The sequence below is a fragment of the Nocardia tengchongensis genome (assembly GCF_054781395.1).
The window spans coordinates 674039-689644 of sequence record NZ_BAAGUM010000004.1 but is presented as its reverse complement, the minus strand read 5'-3'; the positions used below and the strand labels follow the sequence as shown (position 1 = coordinate 689644).

Genomic DNA, 15606 nt, shown 5'->3' with positions numbered 1-15606 from the left:
CGGCGATTTCGTGGCGACATCGCGGTACGGCCTACAAAACCGCGGCGGATGTAACTGTTTCGCGTGGAATCGAACACCTCAGCAATTTCTGGGTACATCCTGCTGAAGCCGGGCTAGCCCCGGAGGCAAGACAATTCAGAGAGTTACGACCATGCGTAGAGCAACGGCGCTCTTCGCCGCATTACTGTTGGCCATCCTTTTTTCCATCACACACCTGACGGCTCCGCGGGCCCATGCCGATGACTGCACCGGTGATTGGGCCATCGGCATCGGCGGACTCGGCGACAACACCTCGTCGATCTTCGCTCCGTATGTCAATCAACCGGTGGGTTACAACTCCGCCGACCCGATGTCGGGGTTGAACGAACTCAACCGGCTGTTCTGGCAGCACCGCAACGAATGTCCCGGCGACCACATCCGGTTGATCGGGCACAGTGAAGGTGCGGGTCTCGTACACGCCTGGGTCACCGCACACCAGGACGTCGACAATGCCAATGCCATTCTGCTGTCGGATCCCAAGCGGGCTCCGGGACCGGGATGGGGCGGTTTGTCCTCGACGCCCGGCAGCGGCATCATCGGCTACCCGCTCGCGGGTGTCGACGATTGGTTCGGCGGCGTACCCGTCCTGACGGTGTGCAACCACGACGACCAGATCTGCGATACCTCCGCAGGCTGGTGGGGTTACCTCTTCGGGGGAGCACATGGTCGTTACGATTTCAACGTCTGGGACTACGGCGACTGGGATTCCGGCGTCTGGTACCGGTGATACGGGCAATCGAATGATTCGAAGGGGATCAGTAGCCGAAAGGCTCTGGTCCCCTTTGGCTGAACCCGTGCCCCATCGAAGTGCACACGGCCGCACCGGAATAGGTGATCTGACACGTCGCCCCGGCATAGGACACCGAGAATTGCGGATCGTGCCCGCTCACCTGCGCGATGGGCGCCAGCGCCGGATTACCGCCCGGCAGTGTGTGACTGCCGTTGGAGTTCCACTCCGGATGCGCCGGCGCCGCGGTCGAATCGATGACGATGACCGACACATTCGGCAGCGGCACCTGAGCCCCGAGGTACAGCACATTCATGACGGCGGCCGGCGCCGCCAGATCGCATCCCACCGCGCCGTCCGCGGCGATGGAGCAGTTCCACCCGCCCAGGCTGAAATATTGAGCGTCGCCTACCTGAACCGGACCGCCCGCCGCATCGGCGGACGCGCCCCCGGCGCCCGACAAACCGGCAACAATCCCGAGAATGCCCCCGCAAACCCATGCGGCGGAAACCTTCACAGTTCTGGACACGCCATCTCCCTGATGCGCAAAAACGAGTTAATGGGTCGAATCGACCATAGAGAAAAGGTATCACTCCAGGCCACGGGCCCGAAGTTCTGTCGAGGGGGCTAACACAAATTGCGCCCTGCCTTTCGCATCCCTGCAAACTGCGGGGCCGTCCGGGTAAACCGAAAGTGGTACACGGCCGTGTGCGGTCGTCTGATGGCTACCCCGTCCCCGTCCGGAATGGTCGAAGTAGACAGCGGCGCACCGGGCGCCGCGCTTCGAGGCGAGGTGGACCGGATGATTCAGGCACGCGGGCTGGGCAAGCGCTACGGCGACACGGCGGCCGTGCACGATCTGTCCTTCGACGTGCCGCCGGGCGTGGTGACCGGGTTCCTGGGCCCCAACGGCGCGGGCAAATCCACGACCATGCGGCTCATGCTGGGGCTCGACCACGGCAGCGGGCGCACCCTGTTCGACGGGCAGACCTACGCCGAACTCACCGATCCGCTGCGCTCGGTGGGCGTCATGCTCGACGCCCGCGCCGTGCACCCCAAGCGCACCGCCATCGGGCATCTGCAGATGGTCGCGTCCGGCGCGGGCATCAGCCGTGCGCGGGTCGAGGAAGTCCTGGGTCGGGTGGGCCTGGCCGACGTGGCCGGCAAGCGCGCCGGCGGCTTCAGCCTCGGCATGCAGCAGCGGCTCGGGCTCGCGGTGGCGCTGCTGGGCGATCCGGCGACCATCATCCTCGACGAGCCCGCCAACGGACTCGACCCGGAGGGCGTGCGCTGGCTGCGCGATCTGCTCAAAGGCCTGGCGCGCCAAGGACGCACCGTGTTCGTCTCCTCGCATCTGCTCAACGAGATGGCGCACCTGGCGGATTCGCTGGTCGTCATCGGCGGCGGACGGCTGCTGGCCGCGGAATCGGCGCCCGAGTTCGTCGCCCGCAACTCCGCACCGCGCATCGTCGCCCGCACCGACCGGCCCCGCGACCTGGCGAACATCCTGAGCGGCAGCGGATTCCGCGTGCACGTCGAACCCGACGGCGCCGTGGTGGTGGAAGGTGAGGATCGCCAGGCCGTCGCGGCCCTCGCCATGCGGGCCGGACTGCTCATCACCGAACTGACCCAGGCGCGAACCAGCCTCGAGGACGCCTACTTCCACGCCACCGCCGACGCTGCCCAGTATCGCGGCCACGCCGCCTGACGCCGACCCCGAAGGGAACAACTCTCATGAGCAACGCCGCCCCCGACGCCCTGTCGCACCGCATGCCCGACACCATCTCGAACTCCATGACCGTGGGGAGTTCCGCACCCAACGCGATGGTGAATGCCATCCGCTACGAACTGACCAGGCTGGCCACCGTCAGATCGACCTGGGTGTTGCTCGCCGCCGGGCTGGCCGTGCAGGGACTCATCGCGTACATGTCCGCGGCGCGCGACCACGCCACCGCGAGTGAACAATTCACCGCCTCGGTCTCGGGTCTGCCGCTGATGATGGCGGGGCTGTTCGCGACGGCCGTGGCCGTCAACGCTTTCGGGCACGAATACCGCTACGGCACCATTACCACCACCATGCTGACGCTGCGTCGCCCGGGCCGGGTGCTGGCGGCCAAGGCGATGACCACCGGTGTGCTCGCCGCGGTGTACGGCTTCGCGCTGATCGGCGTGACCGTGGTCGTCCAGCTGCTCACCTCGGAGCTGCCCGCCGAAACCTCGCAGATCGCACGGGCATTCGCCGCCGCGCCGGTGTACATCACCCTGTTCGCGCTGGCCGGGATGGGCATCGCGGCCGTGACCCGCAACGCGACCATCGCCATGGTCGCCGCCATCGGCATCCCGACCGTCGCCGAGACCGGCGCCGTGGTGGCGGGTGCGAGCCCGAAGCTGATGCCGTTCCTGTCCGCCGGGCAACTGGTCTCGCCCGGCAACGGCAATCCGATCCTGCTCGCGCTGCCGCTGACGCTGCTGGCCGCGGGTTTGCTGGCTGCCGGTGTGGTCCTGCTCGCGCGCCGTGACGTGTGAGGATCGGTCGCCGACTAGGGTTGCCGGCATGAGCACGACACGACGGATCGGCCTGCTGATCCTCGATGTCGTGCTCGCCGTCGGCTTCGGGGCGGTCGGCTTCTCCGAGGTTCAGACCTCCGCCATCGGGGTGCTGCCCGCGGTCGCGGGCCCGCCGGTGGCGGTCGCGGCCGGTGTCGCCCTGCTGTTCCGGCGCTACCGGCCGTTGCCGGTGCTGGGCGCGGTGCTGCTCGCGCAGGTGCTGGTCGGGGCGTTCGCGCCGACGATGCCCGCCCTGTTCACCGTCGCCCGCCGCTACGGCAACCGCCGCCCGACCTGGCTGGCGGCCGTCGCCGCGCTGGTGGTGTCGGTGGTGGGCTGGGGTGCGGGCGCGTGGTGGAACCTGTTCTTCGCCCGCTTCGCCATCATGGCCGTGCTGCTCGCGGTCCCGCTGCTGTGGGGACTGTGGGCCAACCAGCGCGCCGAAACCCTTGCGGCCCTGCGGGAACGCGCCGAACAAGCCGAACGGGAACAGGATCTGCGCGCCCAGGCGGCGGTCGAAGCCGAACGCCTGCGCATCGCCGGGGAGCTGCACGACATCGTCGCGCACCGGATCTCGCAGATCACCGTGCTCGCGGGGGCGCTCGAGGTCTCGGCCGAAGGCAAGCCCGCCGAAATCGCGGGCACCATTCGAACCACCGGCGCGCACGCCCTCACCGAGATGCGCGAGCTGCTCGGGGTGCTGCGCGCCCGCGACGGCGGCGACGAACCGGTGCCGTTGCGGCCCGCCCCGGACCTGGCCGCCATCGCCGAACTCGTCGCGCAGGCCACCGAGGCCGGGCAGCGGGTGGAGTTGTCGCTGCCGCCGCAACTGCCGCCGGTGCCGGGACCGGTAGGCCGCGCGGCGCACCGAATCGTCCTGGAGGCGTTGACCAATGCCGCCAAACACGCGGCCGGCGCCGAGGTGCGGGTGGCGCTCACCGTGGACGACGGCCACCTCGACGTCGATGTCCGCAACGGCCGCGGCGAACGGACCGCGCTGGCCGCGCAGGGTTCCGGCTTCGGCCTGCTCGGCATGCGGGAGCGTGTCGAACTCGCCGGGGGCACGGTGCATTCCGGCCCGCTGGCCGGCGGCGGCTACCAGGTGCATGCTGTATTCCCGCTCGCGGGCTCGCTCGAGGAGGAATGACGCGGTGGACGAGGGCGATGGTGACCATCGGTCCGGAGGTGCGCACATCGTGGCAGGGTGTCCGAATAATGGTGTAGCGAGGGAGGTTTCGTGATCCGGGTGGTGCTGCTCGACGACGAGGAACTGGTGCGCTCCGGCATCTCCATGATCCTGGAGGCGGGCGGTGGGATCGAGGTGGTGGCGCAGGACGGTGACGGCCGCGCGATCGTGGAACTGGTCCACCGGCACCGGCCCGACGTGGTCGTCACCGACATCCGCATGCCGCACGTCGACGGCTTGGAGGTGACCCGCCGTGTACGCGCCCTGCCCGATCCGCCCGCGGTGCTCGTGCTGACCACCTTCGGTCTCGACGAATACGTCTATGCCGCACTGGAATCCGGTGCCGCCGGATTCCTCCTCAAGGACACCCCGCCACGGGAACTGGCCCGCGCCGTCGAGGTGGTCGCCGCCGGCGACGCCATCCTGGCCCCCGCGATCACCAAACGCATGCTCACCGCCTTCACCCAGGGCCCGGGAGCCCAGCAGCCCGATGCTCTCGCCCAGCTCGCGCCCCTCACCGATCGCGAGCGCGAGGTCGCGCAGGCGGTCGCCACCGGCGCCGGCAACGCCGAGATCGCCCGCACCCTCCACATGAGCGAGTCCACCGTCAAGGTGCACATCAGCCGCATCATCGCCAAGCTCGGGCTCGAGAACCGCACGCAGATAGCGATTCTCGTGCTCCGGGCCGGATTGGCCTGAGCGACCGCCGATCAGATCCGGGTCAGCGCCGCGAGCCAGGCGGCCACCGGTGTGGCGTCGAGCAGGATGTCGAGGGTGGCCGGTTCCAGGGAATCGAGCCGCCAGCCGTCGGTGAAAGCGGTCTCGATATCGCTGCGGCTCAGGCGATGTGGGCCCCAGATGCCGGGCTGGCGGTCGCTGAAGCCGAGCAGGAAGTAGCGGCCGCCGGGCCGGACGATGGTGGCCAGGCCGGTCACCAGGGCGGTGCGTTCCGCGCCGTCGAAGAGGTGGAACAGGCCGCAGTCCAGGACGGTGTCGAAGGTTTCGCCGAGGGTCGCGAGGTCGAGAGCGCTGTGACGCACGAACCGGGCTTCCAACCCGCGGTCGGCCGCTTTGGCCCGGGCCAGCTCCAGCGCCTGCGCGGACAGGTCGATGCCGGTGGCGTCCAGGCCGAGGCTCGCGGCCAGCAGGGCGTGTTCGCCGGTGCCGCAACCCAGGTCGAGGACCCGGCCGTGTAGTTCACCGTGCTCGGCGAGGGCGGTGAACGCGGGCTGGGGGCGGTCGATGTCCCACGGCGGTTTCGTTGCGTAGAGGGTGTCGGGCGCGGCGGGGTCGTGGTACTCGGGGTGGGGGTCGGGCGGGGGAGGGAGCATCGGTTACTCCTGCCGGAAGGGTGGTCGTGGCGGGTACCTCGAACTTATCGAGACCTTGTGGCCAGGGTCGAGCGTCGCTGTCGGCGTGTACCGGGCGACCGGTTTCGGCGTTGGCCCTGCGCCCGTCGCGCGATTGCCGCACACTGGGCTCCTGGCAAACGCCGTGTGAGGGCGGTGTTTTCACATGGGAGCAAGCATGACCGCAACCCAGTCTCGATCCGATGATGACGAACGGCGGCTCGCCGAACTCGGCTACAAACAGGAATTGGCGCGATCCTGGTCCGGATTCTCGAATTTCGCGATCAGCTTCACCATTGTCTCGATTCTCACCGGCGGCCTGGCCAGCTACGGGATCGGCCTGGCCAACGGCGGGCCGATCACCATGGCCTGGGGCTGGCCCCTGGTCTCGGTGATGGTGCTGTTCGTCGGTCTGGCCATGGCCGAACTGGCCTCGGCCTACCCGACTTCCGGCGGCCTGTACTGGTGGGCGTCGGAACTGGGCGGGCCGGTGTGGGGCTGGTTCACCGGCTGGTTCAACCTGATCGGGCAGATCGCGGTGACCGCCGCCATCGATTACGGCGCGGCCATCTTCACCACCGCCGTGCTCAATGTCATCGGGGTCGACATCGGCACCGACCGCACCGCCATCTTCCTGGTGTTCTCCGGCATCCTGGTGCTGCACGCGGTGCTGAACGTGATCGGCCCGCACCTGTCGGCGGTGATCAACAATGTGTCCGCGTGGTGGCATGTGGGCGGTGTCGCCCTGTTCGTGGTGGTGCTGGGATTCGGTGCGCGACACCATCAGAGCATCGGATTCGTGTTCACCAAGACCGTGGACAACAGTGCCGTCGGATTCGGCGGGGTGGCCTTCAGCTTCCTGCTCGGCCTGCTACACGCGCAGTACACGTTCACCGGATACGACGCCTCGGCGCACATGTCGGAGGAGACCCGCGACGCCTCGCGGATGGCGGCCAAGGGGATCATCAACACCATCGTGGTGTCGGCGGTCGCGGGGTATCTGCTCATCATGGCGGTGACCTTCGCGATCCCGAACCTCGACGACGCCCTGGACCCGACCAAGAACAGCGGCTATCCGGTCATCTACATCCTGCAGAATTCGCTGAACTCGTTCTGGTCGGGGCTGCTGCTGATCATCGCCGCCATCGCCCAATTGTTCTGCGGCTACGCCTCGGTGACCGCGGCCTCTCGGATGCTGTTCGCCTTCGCCCGCGACGGCGCGGTGCCCGGCTCCAAGCTGTGGGCGACCCTGTCGGCGCGGCGGGTGCCGGTGAACGCGGTCGTGTTCGTCTCGGTGTTCGCGTTCATCCTGCTGATCCCGTCCATGCTGGTGCCCGCCGCCAACGCCCCGACCGCCTATGCCGCCGCGACCTCGGTGGCCACCATCGGCCTGTACATCGCCTACGGGATTCCGGTACTGCTGCGGCTGCTGCGCGGGGATCGATTCCAGGCCGGGCCGTGGCAGCTCGGACGCTGGTACCGGCCGATCGGGATCATCGCGTTGATCTGGATCGTGCTGATCAGCGTCCTGTTCATCCTGCCGACCGACGACCACGGGTATCCGTGGGTGGACGGATTCACCTGGAACTCGGTGAATTACGCGCCCATCACCCTGGTCGGGGTGGTGGGCGCGATCGCGATCTGGTGGTTCGTCTCGGCCCGGCGCTGGTTCACCGGGCCCAAGCGGACAGTTGAGGAGCCGCCGGGGGCAGAGGAGGCCCCCGTCAGCGCCTGACTACAGCGGGGTCACGTACGCCCCGGAGATGCCGCCGTCGACCAGGAACTGCGAGGCGGTGATGAAGGAGGAATCGTCGCTGGCGAGGAACGCCACGGCGGCGGCGATCTCCTCCGGCTCGGCGAACCGGCCGGTGGGAATGTGCACCAGCCGGCGCGCGGCCCGCTCCGGGTCCTTGGCGAACAGCTCCTGCAGCAGGGGCGTATTGACCGGTCCAGGGCACAGCGCGTTCACGCGAATACCCTGGCGCGCGAACTGCACTCCCAGCTCCCGGCTCATCGCCAGCACGCCGCCCTTGGAGGCGGTGTAGGAGATCTGCGAGGTGGCCGCGCCCATCACGGCCACGAACGACGCGGTATTGATGACCGAGCCCTTGCCGCGCTCGAGCATGTGCTCGATGGCGTACTTGCTGCACAGGTACACCGAGGTCAGATTGACCTCCTGGACGCGGCGCCAGGCGTCGATGCCGGTGGTGAGGATCGAATCGTCGTCCGGTGGTGAGATACCCGCGTTGTTGAAGGCGATGTCGAGGCCGCCGTAGGTGTCCACGGCGGTCTGGAACATGGCCCGCACCTGGTCCTCGTCGGTGACGTCGACCTTCACGTAGAGCCCGCCGACCTCGGCCGCGGCGGCCTCACCACTGGCGGCGTCGATATCGGCGACCACCACTTTCGCACCTTCCTGGGCGAAACGCCGGACGGTGGCCAGCCCGATACCGCTGCCGCCGCCGGTGACCACCGCGACACGATCTTGTAAGCGCTGCAACATATCTCCTTCGAATGGTGGTGGGGGCTACTCGGTGGCGAGGAAGACGTTCTTGGTCTCGGTGAAGGCGCGCGCCGCGTCGGGGCCGAGCTCACGGCCCAACCCGGACTGCTTGAACCCGCCGAACGGCGTCCAATACCGCACGGAGGAATGGGAATTCACCGACAGATTCCCCGCCTCGACGCCCCGCGCCACCCGCAGGGCGCGACCGACGTCGGAGGTCCAGATGGAGCCGGACAGCCCGTACTCGGTGTCATTGGCGATCCGCAGGGCGTCGGCCTCGTCGTCGAACGGGAGCACGGCGACGACCGGGCCGAACACTTCTTCGGTCAGCACCCGGTCGCCGGGGCCGGTCGGCAGGACAACCGTTGGCGGGAACCAGAATCCGGGTCCCTCGACCCGGGCGCCGGTGAAGGCGATCTTGGTCGACGGCTCCAGGAAACCGGCGACACGGTCCCGATGGGCGGCGGAGATCAGCGGCCCCATCTCGGTCGCCTCGTCTCCCGGGTCGCCCACCCGCACCCCCTGCACCGCGGGTTCCAGCAGTTCGAGGAAGCGGTCGAACACACTGCGCTGCACCAGGATCCGGGACCGCGCGCAACAATCCTGCCCGGCATTGTCGAATACGCCGTAGGGCGCGGTCGCGGCGGCCCGCTCCAGATCCGCGTCGGCGAACACGATATTGGCGCTCTTGCCGCCCAATTCGAGGGTCACCCGCTTCACCTGGTCGGCGCACCCGGCCATGATCTGCTTGCCCACCTCGGTGGAGCCGGTGAACACCACCTTGCGCACCGCCGGATGCGTGACGAACCGCGCCCCGACCACCGAACCGCGGCCCGGGATCACCTGGAAGACGTTCTCCGGCAAGCCCGCTTCCAGCGCGAGCTCCCCGAGCCGGATCGCGGTCAACGGGGTCAGTTCGGCCGGCTTGAGCACGACGGTGTTCCCGGCCGCGAGAGCCGGACCGAAACCCCAGGCCGCGATCGGCATCGGGAAGTTCCACGGCACGATGATCCCGACCACCCCGAGCGGCTCGCAGAAGGTGATGTTCACCCCGCCCGCGACCGGAATCTGACTGCCCGACAACCGTTCCGGCATACCCGCGCTGAAGTGCAGCACGTCGCGGACATTGCCCGCCTCCCAGCGGGCGTTGCCGATGGTGTGGCCCGCATTGCTCACTTCCAGCCGCGCCAGCTGTTCGATCTCGGCGTCGACCGCCTCGGCGAAGCGCCGCAACAGCCGCGCCCGGTCGCCGGGGGCGACGGCCCGCCAGCCCGCCGACGCGCGGTGGGCGCGTTCGATGGCGGCGTCGGTGGCGGCCGCGTCGGCCGATTCGATGGTGGCCACCACTGTCTCGGTGGCGGGATTGACGACGTCGGTCGTTGTCACCGGTTGCGCTCCTTCGCATACTGTGCGGCCTGATCGACCAGGGCCCGCATGAGACGGGTCTCGGTCGCGTTCTCCTCCGGATGCCATTGCACGCCCAGTAGAAACGGTCCCTCGCGGCTCTCTGCCGCCTCGATGATGCCGTCCGGGGCGTGCGCGGAGGCTATGAGCTCCGGGGCGAGGATGTCGATCGCTTGATGGTGGTGGCAGTGCGCCTTCACCTCCGGGCCGGCGATGGCGGCCACCTGGCTGCCCGGCACGGTGCTGACGGTCGTGACCGTGAAGACGCCGGGCGTCCGGGAATGATCGGTATGCCCGACCACGTCCGGGATGTGCTGCACCAGAGTGCCGCCGAGCGCGACGTTCACCAATTGCAGTCCGCGGCAGATCGCCAGCACCGGCAGCCCCGCCTCCCGCGCGAGCGTGAACAGCCCGAACTCGGATTCGTCGCGGTCCGGCCGCAGCCCCCGGGTCGCGGCATGCGCGGACGCGCCGTACCGGGCGGGGTCCAGGTCCGCGCCGCCGGTGAGCACCAGCCCGTCGAGCCGCTCGACCAGTTCGGGCCGCGCCGCTCCGATCGGTGGCAACAGAACCGGGATGCCGCCCGCCCGCTCGGTCAGATCGACATAGGTGCGCGCCAGCACGGCGGCATCCACGTCCCAGTGCCCGAAGCGGGCGCGCTCGGAGTAGGTGGGCAGGCCGATGATCGGCCGCCGGACGGTGTCAGAGTCGTTCGAAGCCACGGATCCGCTCCCAGTCGGTCACCGCCGCATCGTAAGCGTCCAGCTCGACCTGTGCGGCATTGCGGTAGTGCCGGACCACGTCCGCGCCGAACGCCTGCTGCGCGACCTTGCTCTCGCCGAACAGATGCGCCGCCTCACGCAGGGTGTGCGGGACGCGCGGTCGGTTGGAGCGGTAGGCGTTGCCGTGGAACTCCGGTTCGAGCGGCAGCTGATGGTCGATACCGTGCAGGCCCGCGGCGATGACCGCGGCCACGGCCAGGTACGGGTTCACGTCGCCTCCGGGGATGCGGTTCTCCAAGCGCAACGACGGGCCGTGGCCGACGACGCGCAGCGCGCAGGTGCGGTTGTCGCGGCCCCACGCGAGGGCGGTCGGTGCGAAGCTTCCGGCCTGGAACCGTTTGTAGGAGTTGATATTCGGTGCCAGCATGTAGGTGAGTTCGCGCAGGCTGTCGAGTTGGCCGGCGATGAAGTGCCGCATGAGCGCTCCCGGACCGTCGCCGTCGGCGAAGACCGGCTGCCCTGACGCGTCACGCAGGCTGATATGGATGTGGCAGGAATTGCCTTCCCGCTCATTGTATTTCGCCATGAAGGTGATGCTGCGGCCGTCCTGAGCGGCGATCTCCTTCGCGCCGGTCTTGTAGATGCTGTGGTTGTCGCAGGTGACCAGGGCCTCGTCGTAGCGGAAGGCGATCTCGTGCTGGCCGGGGTTGCATTCTCCCTTGGCGGACTCGACATACATTCCCGCGCCGGACATTTCGGTGCGGATGCGGCGGAGCAGGGGTTCGATGCGGGCGGTGCCGAGCATGGAGTAGTCGACGTTGTACTGATTGGCCGGGGTGAGGTCGCGGTAGCCGGTGCGGAAGGCGGACTCGTAGGTGTCGTCGAAGATGAGGAATTCGAGTTCGGTGCCGACGTAGGCGTAGAGGCCGTGCTCGGCCAGGCGATCGAGTTGGGCGCGCAGGACCTGCCTGGGGGAGGCGGCTACCGGTTGGCCGTGGTTGCCGTGGGTGTCGACTTGTTCGACGTCGCACAGGACCAGGGCGGTGCCGGGCAACCAGGGGAGCAGGCGGAGGGTGGTGAGGTCCGGGCGCAGGACGAAGTCGCCGTAGCCGGTATCCCAGGAGGACATCTCGTAGCCGTCGACGGTGGTCATCTCGACGTCGACGGCGAGTAGGTAGTTGCAGGCTTCGGTGGCATGGTCGAGTATTTCGTCGACGAAAAACTGTGCCGAGCAACGTTTTCCCTGCAGTCTGCCCTGCATGTCTGTCATCGCCACCAGCACGGTATCGAGGGTGCCCGCCTCGACCCTGGCGATCAGCTCCGTCACGTTCAACATCCCGGTCCGCATCCTCGACCCCTCTCGACGCCAACGTGCTCACGCTAGGCGAACCGGGGGCTGGCTGCAGTCGATACACGCAGAGATGATCAAGACAAGAACCAAGAGACCAAAAGATAAAAGACGCCTGGATAAGGGAGAGGGTGGCCGAGCTTGCGAGGCCCCCTCACGTACCAGCCCCACTCACGGTTCGGCCGCGCAGCATCCCGGGGAAAACGAAGGGATGGGGGTTGGGGTTGGGGTTGGGGTTGGGTTCTTTCTGTAGACGGTGATCCGTGCAGTCCGTGCAGTCCGTGCAGTCCGTGCAGTCCGTGCAGTCCGTGCAGTCCGTGGGCCGGGATCGGCGGGATACGGCTCCCGACCTGGCGTCAGCCCAGGTCCGGTAGGGCAGTCGAGGCGACCACACTCTGTGTAGTTTTGCGTACGCGCTTGCGGCACGAGCATTCGTGACGCACGCAGCCCGAAGGGCCCCACCTTGGGTGAGGCTCGGGCTCGTATTAGGGGCGTGACCACCATTTGACCGGTGGGCGCGTGCGATCGCGCAGTCGCGCCAGTGACGCGGCCATCAGTTCGCCCGCGTGGTGGCGGTCGTTGACTTGGGGCCTACCGGTCGGATCGATGTGGCGTGGCGCTATCCACCCAGAGCGGCCAGCATGTTCCGAATCCGCTGGCATGGCAACGGTTTTCCAACCACCCGGACCGTCATGGATCATCGCGTGGCAAGCATCGCAAGCCAAGGTCAAGTTCTCGATGTCGGTGGCCCCGCCCTTGCCGTACTCGGTCACATGGTGGACCTGGGTGAGGGTGGCGGGAGCGCTGCAGCCGGGGCGGGTGCAGCCACGTTCGGCGGCGATCAAAGCCAGCCGCTGCGCGGAGTTCGCGAGGCGCTTGGTGCGGCCCAGGTGCAGGGGCCGTCCGGCGTGGTCGAAGATCGCCAGGAACGGCTTGGACTTCTGTGCCAGCTGCAACGCCTGCTCCAGCGGCACCGTCCCACCCGAAGCGGTGGTGGCCACACCGGCGGCGGCCTCAACCTCGGCCAGCGACATGGTGATGATCGTCGACACCGGCAGCCCGCGGTGCTGGCCCGTGTGCGCCGGACCCATCTCAGGACGCAGGAACGCCACCAACGCATCATGGTTACGCTGCGCAGCGGTGCGGGTATCACGACGGGCTGCACGCTCCAGCCCCGCGAGGGCTTCGTCATCGAGCCCGTCAGCAGCCCAAGGGCTTTCAGCGTCGTCGGGATTGCACATGCCGGGCCGCGCCAGGCTGGCGAAGATCGGGTCGAACAATGCCCGCAAAGCCGGGGTCAGCTCGGCCGTCATGGTGGACATGCCGTCCACCCCCTGCTTGCCGAGGCTGACACCCCGCCGCCGCTGCCGATCGACATCGTTGGTGAGCGTGCCGTCGGGATCGAGGTGTGCCAACAGCCGGTCCCCGACCTTCGGCAGATCATCGGGCGTGGACTTGGCGGCAAAGGTGGCCAGCTGGAACTCGGCCCGATCACGGGTATCAGCGTCGATCTTGCCCGGGATCCGATCCATGATCTTCGCGATCACCCGCGCGGAATGCGCTGACACTAAACCCATTTCCTGAAAGGCGGCCGTCCACGACAGCCACGGCTCCACCACCCGTCCGGCCTCTTGCCGCAGCCCCAACAACTCCGCCGCCCGAACCCGCGCACAAGCCTCCGCATGCCCGAGCCGCAACGTCTGCTCCAGGTACTTCGAAGTCCTCTTCACCCCGGCCTTTTCCGGCAGCCCCCGATTCTCGACCGCACGAATCAGCTTGTGCTCGAAACTCGCCATCCGCCGCCGCGTTGATTCCCAATCGCGCAGCACATCCACCAGATCTTCATCGGAAAGCGAGTCGAGCGAATCGTGGACGAGCACGCTCACAGCATCCGACACCAGCCCGGCGGCATCTGCCACCGTGACTTCGTCGCTGAGAACCTGCCCGCCCCAATTCATGCCTCTATTCTATCAATTTCAACACCTCAAAGGAACCCGAATTATCCAGTCTACCAACATAATTGGTGACACATACGGCGTCTTCGGATCACTGAATTCTCGGTCGCTCTGGCATTCAGGCGGGTTGCAGGATTTGGTCCGGGCGGCGGTTCCTTCGCCAGGCATAAGCGAGAAACGCGATCAGGCCGAACAAGGGCAGAGCGCTGATCGCCCAGCTGATACCCAGCGGGGGACCGGGCTGTTCGAGGACCTCGAGGTTGGTGAGGCTGCCTTCGCCGCGGCCCTGCGGTCCGTCGATGACGAAGCGGAAGGTCCACGCGCCCTGCTGGTCGAGGGACCGCACGTCCAGGCCCCAATCCTCGCGCTTGCGAGGGTGTCGGGACAGCGGCTCCTGGTGCCGGGCCTTGCCGTTGGGCAGGATTTCGCTGAGCGACCCCGACTTGTCCTCGATGCCGCCCTCGGGAATGAAGATGAAGTCCAGCGATTGCATTGCGCGCAAAGGCCATTGGCTGAATCCGACGGTCAGTGAATACGGTCCCGCCTGAACATGCTCGGTATGCACGATATTGACCGGCTGATACGCCGAGGCAGTGCCCGCGGCGGTCATGGACAATGTCAGCACCGCGAGAATCGTTGCGGCGACCGCGAATAGTCGCTTGATCATGCGAGAGCCTCCTGGCTCGGGGCGGTCAGGCGCAGCATCTCACCGAAGCGCCAGCCGAGGAATCCGGCGAGCGCGCCGAACAAGGCGGCGGCAATGGTAGTGGCGATGATGACCGAGGCGGTGCCGAAATGGGAGTTGTGGAAGAGCGCCGACAAGTGGAAGCGGGCCTCGTAGATGAGGACGCCCTGCACGGGATTGGCGCCCGCGATGATCGCGCCGCCGACAGCGCCCGCCAAGGCGGGCAACCAGCGAGTCGTGCCACCGCTGCCGCTCCGGCGCACGAGCAGGTCGATCACGATCCCGACCGGGATCAGGACGAACGGAATCAACGCCGGCGTGGAAGGGATACCCCGAATGTGTTCGCGCATGGGCAAATCCACGAAATCGGCGTAGGTACGTGCCGCCCACGGCGCGAACCACCAGAACACGGCCTGGGTCGCAGAGCCGAAGACAGCGGTGACGGTCGCGCCCCAGCGCGTGAATCCCGCGCCCGCGATCAGCATCAGAATCACCATGAACGCGGTGACGGCCACCGTCCAGCGCACGCTCCCGGTGCTCAGTCGCTGCACCGCGAGCGCGGTCACCGTGCTGTTGGTGACCAGATGCGCCAGCGCGAACAGCGCCCCGAGCCGCCCCCACGAATGCGCGCGCGCCGCCGCGAACACGATCACCGTGCCCACCGAGATCACCGTGCTGGACAGGAACAAGCCGATGTGCGGCGGCGAGTCGATGATGGCGTCGAACCCGTAGAGGCTGTGCCACCACAGGTCCCACAGTCCGTACAGCAGGAACGAGGCGGCGCCGAGCGCCGCGACCATGTACCCGAGCGGTGCGGTGAAGGTGCGCCCGAACACGCCGATGCCGGGTCCGCCGAGTTCGCCGTCCACCCGCCGCCCGGCCCGGCCGGCCGCGGAGGTGACGAGAATGACGGTCAGACCGGTGAATCCGGCGACCGCGGCGCTGGCGTAGATGAACAGGTGCGGCAGCGTGAAGAAGGTGTCGGGCCCGACATCGGAGTGCCACTGGATATCCCAGGTGGAGCCGATGGAGAAGGTGATGCTGGCCGCGAACAGGATGACGGCGGGTAGCCAGGGTCGGATGGTGATCGGTGCGGTCGCCTCGGCGGTGACGCCGCGACCATTGGCGGTGAGGTCCATGT

15 protein-coding genes are annotated in these 15606 nt (G+C 67.8%); 6 read left to right on the top strand and 9 right to left on the bottom strand.

Annotated elements, in window-relative coordinates; all coding sequences use genetic code 11:
• The first annotated feature begins 151 nt into the window (after nucleotides 1–151).
• Complete coding sequence (locus ACYVKL_RS08435; RefSeq protein WP_379169716.1) at nucleotides 152–766, top strand: cutinase family protein; 615 nt, start codon at nucleotides 152–154, stop codon at nucleotides 764–766.
• 28 nt (nucleotides 767–794) lie between these two features.
• On the opposite strand, the gene ACYVKL_RS08430 is transcribed toward ACYVKL_RS08435, so the two are convergent.
• Nucleotides 795–1283 (bottom strand): hypothetical protein, encoded by a 489-nt coding sequence (locus ACYVKL_RS08430; RefSeq protein WP_379169714.1) that lies wholly within the window; start codon nucleotides 1281–1283, stop codon nucleotides 795–797.
• Nucleotides 1284–1568: 285 nt separating this feature from the next.
• Between ACYVKL_RS08430 and ACYVKL_RS08425 the strand changes: the two genes are divergently transcribed.
• The 4 genes from ACYVKL_RS08425 to ACYVKL_RS08410 all read left to right on the top strand — a co-directional run bounded on the left by ACYVKL_RS08425 (nucleotide 1569) and on the right by ACYVKL_RS08410 (nucleotide 5198).
• Nucleotides 1569–2474 carry an ATP-binding cassette domain-containing protein gene (locus tag ACYVKL_RS08425; RefSeq protein WP_379169712.1) on the top strand — a complete coding sequence of 302 codons (906 nt, stop codon included), beginning with the start codon at nucleotides 1569–1571 and terminating at the stop codon, nucleotides 2472–2474.
• A gap of 26 nt (nucleotides 2475–2500) precedes the next feature.
• Nucleotides 2501–3292 (top strand): ABC transporter permease, encoded by a 792-nt coding sequence (locus ACYVKL_RS08420; RefSeq protein WP_379169710.1) that lies wholly within the window; start codon nucleotides 2501–2503, stop codon nucleotides 3290–3292.
• Nucleotides 3293–3320: 28 nt separating this feature from the next.
• Nucleotides 3321–4460 carry a sensor histidine kinase gene (locus ACYVKL_RS08415; RefSeq protein ID WP_379169708.1) on the top strand — a complete coding sequence of 380 codons (1140 nt, stop codon included), beginning with the start codon at nucleotides 3321–3323 and terminating at the stop codon, nucleotides 4458–4460.
• 90 nt (nucleotides 4461–4550) lie between these two features.
• Entirely contained in the window at nucleotides 4551–5198 is a 648-nt protein-coding gene (locus ACYVKL_RS08410) for a response regulator (RefSeq protein WP_379169706.1), read from the top strand.
• 11 nt (nucleotides 5199–5209) lie between these two features.
• Here the strand turns inward: ACYVKL_RS08410 and ACYVKL_RS08405 are convergent, their stop codons facing one another.
• Nucleotides 5210–5830: a class I SAM-dependent methyltransferase gene (locus ACYVKL_RS08405; protein WP_379169704.1), complete on the bottom strand. Its 621-nt coding sequence runs from the start codon at nucleotides 5828–5830 to the stop codon at nucleotides 5210–5212.
• Between the two features lie 196 nt (nucleotides 5831–6026).
• Between ACYVKL_RS08405 and ACYVKL_RS08400 the strand changes: the two genes are divergently transcribed.
• Complete coding sequence (locus tag ACYVKL_RS08400; protein ID WP_379169702.1) at nucleotides 6027–7583, top strand: amino acid permease; 1557 nt, start codon at nucleotides 6027–6029, stop codon at nucleotides 7581–7583.
• Here the strand turns inward: ACYVKL_RS08400 and ACYVKL_RS08395 are convergent, their stop codons facing one another.
• The 7 genes from ACYVKL_RS08395 to ACYVKL_RS08365 all read right to left on the bottom strand — a co-directional run bounded on the left by ACYVKL_RS08395 (nucleotide 7584) and on the right by ACYVKL_RS08365 (nucleotide 15604).
• Complete coding sequence (locus ACYVKL_RS08395) at nucleotides 7584–8351, bottom strand: 3-oxoacyl-ACP reductase (protein WP_357195461.1); 768 nt, start codon at nucleotides 8349–8351, stop codon at nucleotides 7584–7586. It abuts the gene before it with no gap.
• A 24-nt stretch (nucleotides 8352–8375) separates the two neighbouring features.
• Nucleotides 8376–9737 carry an aldehyde dehydrogenase family protein gene (locus ACYVKL_RS08390; protein ID WP_379169700.1) on the bottom strand — a complete coding sequence of 454 codons (1362 nt, stop codon included), beginning with the start codon at nucleotides 9735–9737 and terminating at the stop codon, nucleotides 8376–8378.
• Nucleotides 9734–10477, bottom strand: a complete 744-nt coding sequence (locus ACYVKL_RS08385; RefSeq protein ID WP_379169698.1) for a gamma-glutamyl-gamma-aminobutyrate hydrolase family protein — start codon at nucleotides 10475–10477, stop codon at nucleotides 9734–9736. The genes ACYVKL_RS08390 and ACYVKL_RS08385 overlap by 4 nt, the downstream gene beginning before the upstream one ends.
• Nucleotides 10458–11813, bottom strand: a complete 1356-nt coding sequence (locus tag ACYVKL_RS08380; RefSeq protein ID WP_379169696.1) for a glutamine synthetase family protein — start codon at nucleotides 11811–11813, stop codon at nucleotides 10458–10460. The genes ACYVKL_RS08385 and ACYVKL_RS08380 overlap by 20 nt, the downstream gene beginning before the upstream one ends.
• Before the next feature lie 497 nt (nucleotides 11814–12310).
• The gene (locus tag ACYVKL_RS08375; protein WP_379169694.1) at nucleotides 12311–13783 is read right to left on the bottom strand and encodes an HNH endonuclease signature motif containing protein; all 1473 of its coding nucleotides are present in this window, start codon (nucleotides 13781–13783) and stop codon (nucleotides 12311–12313) included.
• Nucleotides 13784–13898: 115 nt separating this feature from the next.
• A complete protein-coding gene (locus tag ACYVKL_RS08370; protein ID WP_379169692.1) occupies nucleotides 13899–14447 on the bottom strand; it encodes a hypothetical protein in 549 nt (182 codons plus the stop codon).
• Nucleotides 14444–15604, bottom strand: coding sequence for a hypothetical protein (locus ACYVKL_RS08365; RefSeq protein ID WP_379169690.1), 1161 nt, complete (start codon nucleotides 15602–15604; stop codon nucleotides 14444–14446). Before ACYVKL_RS08365 ends, ACYVKL_RS08370 begins: the two co-directional genes overlap by 4 nt.
• Between the last annotated feature and the right edge of the window lie 2 nt (nucleotides 15605–15606).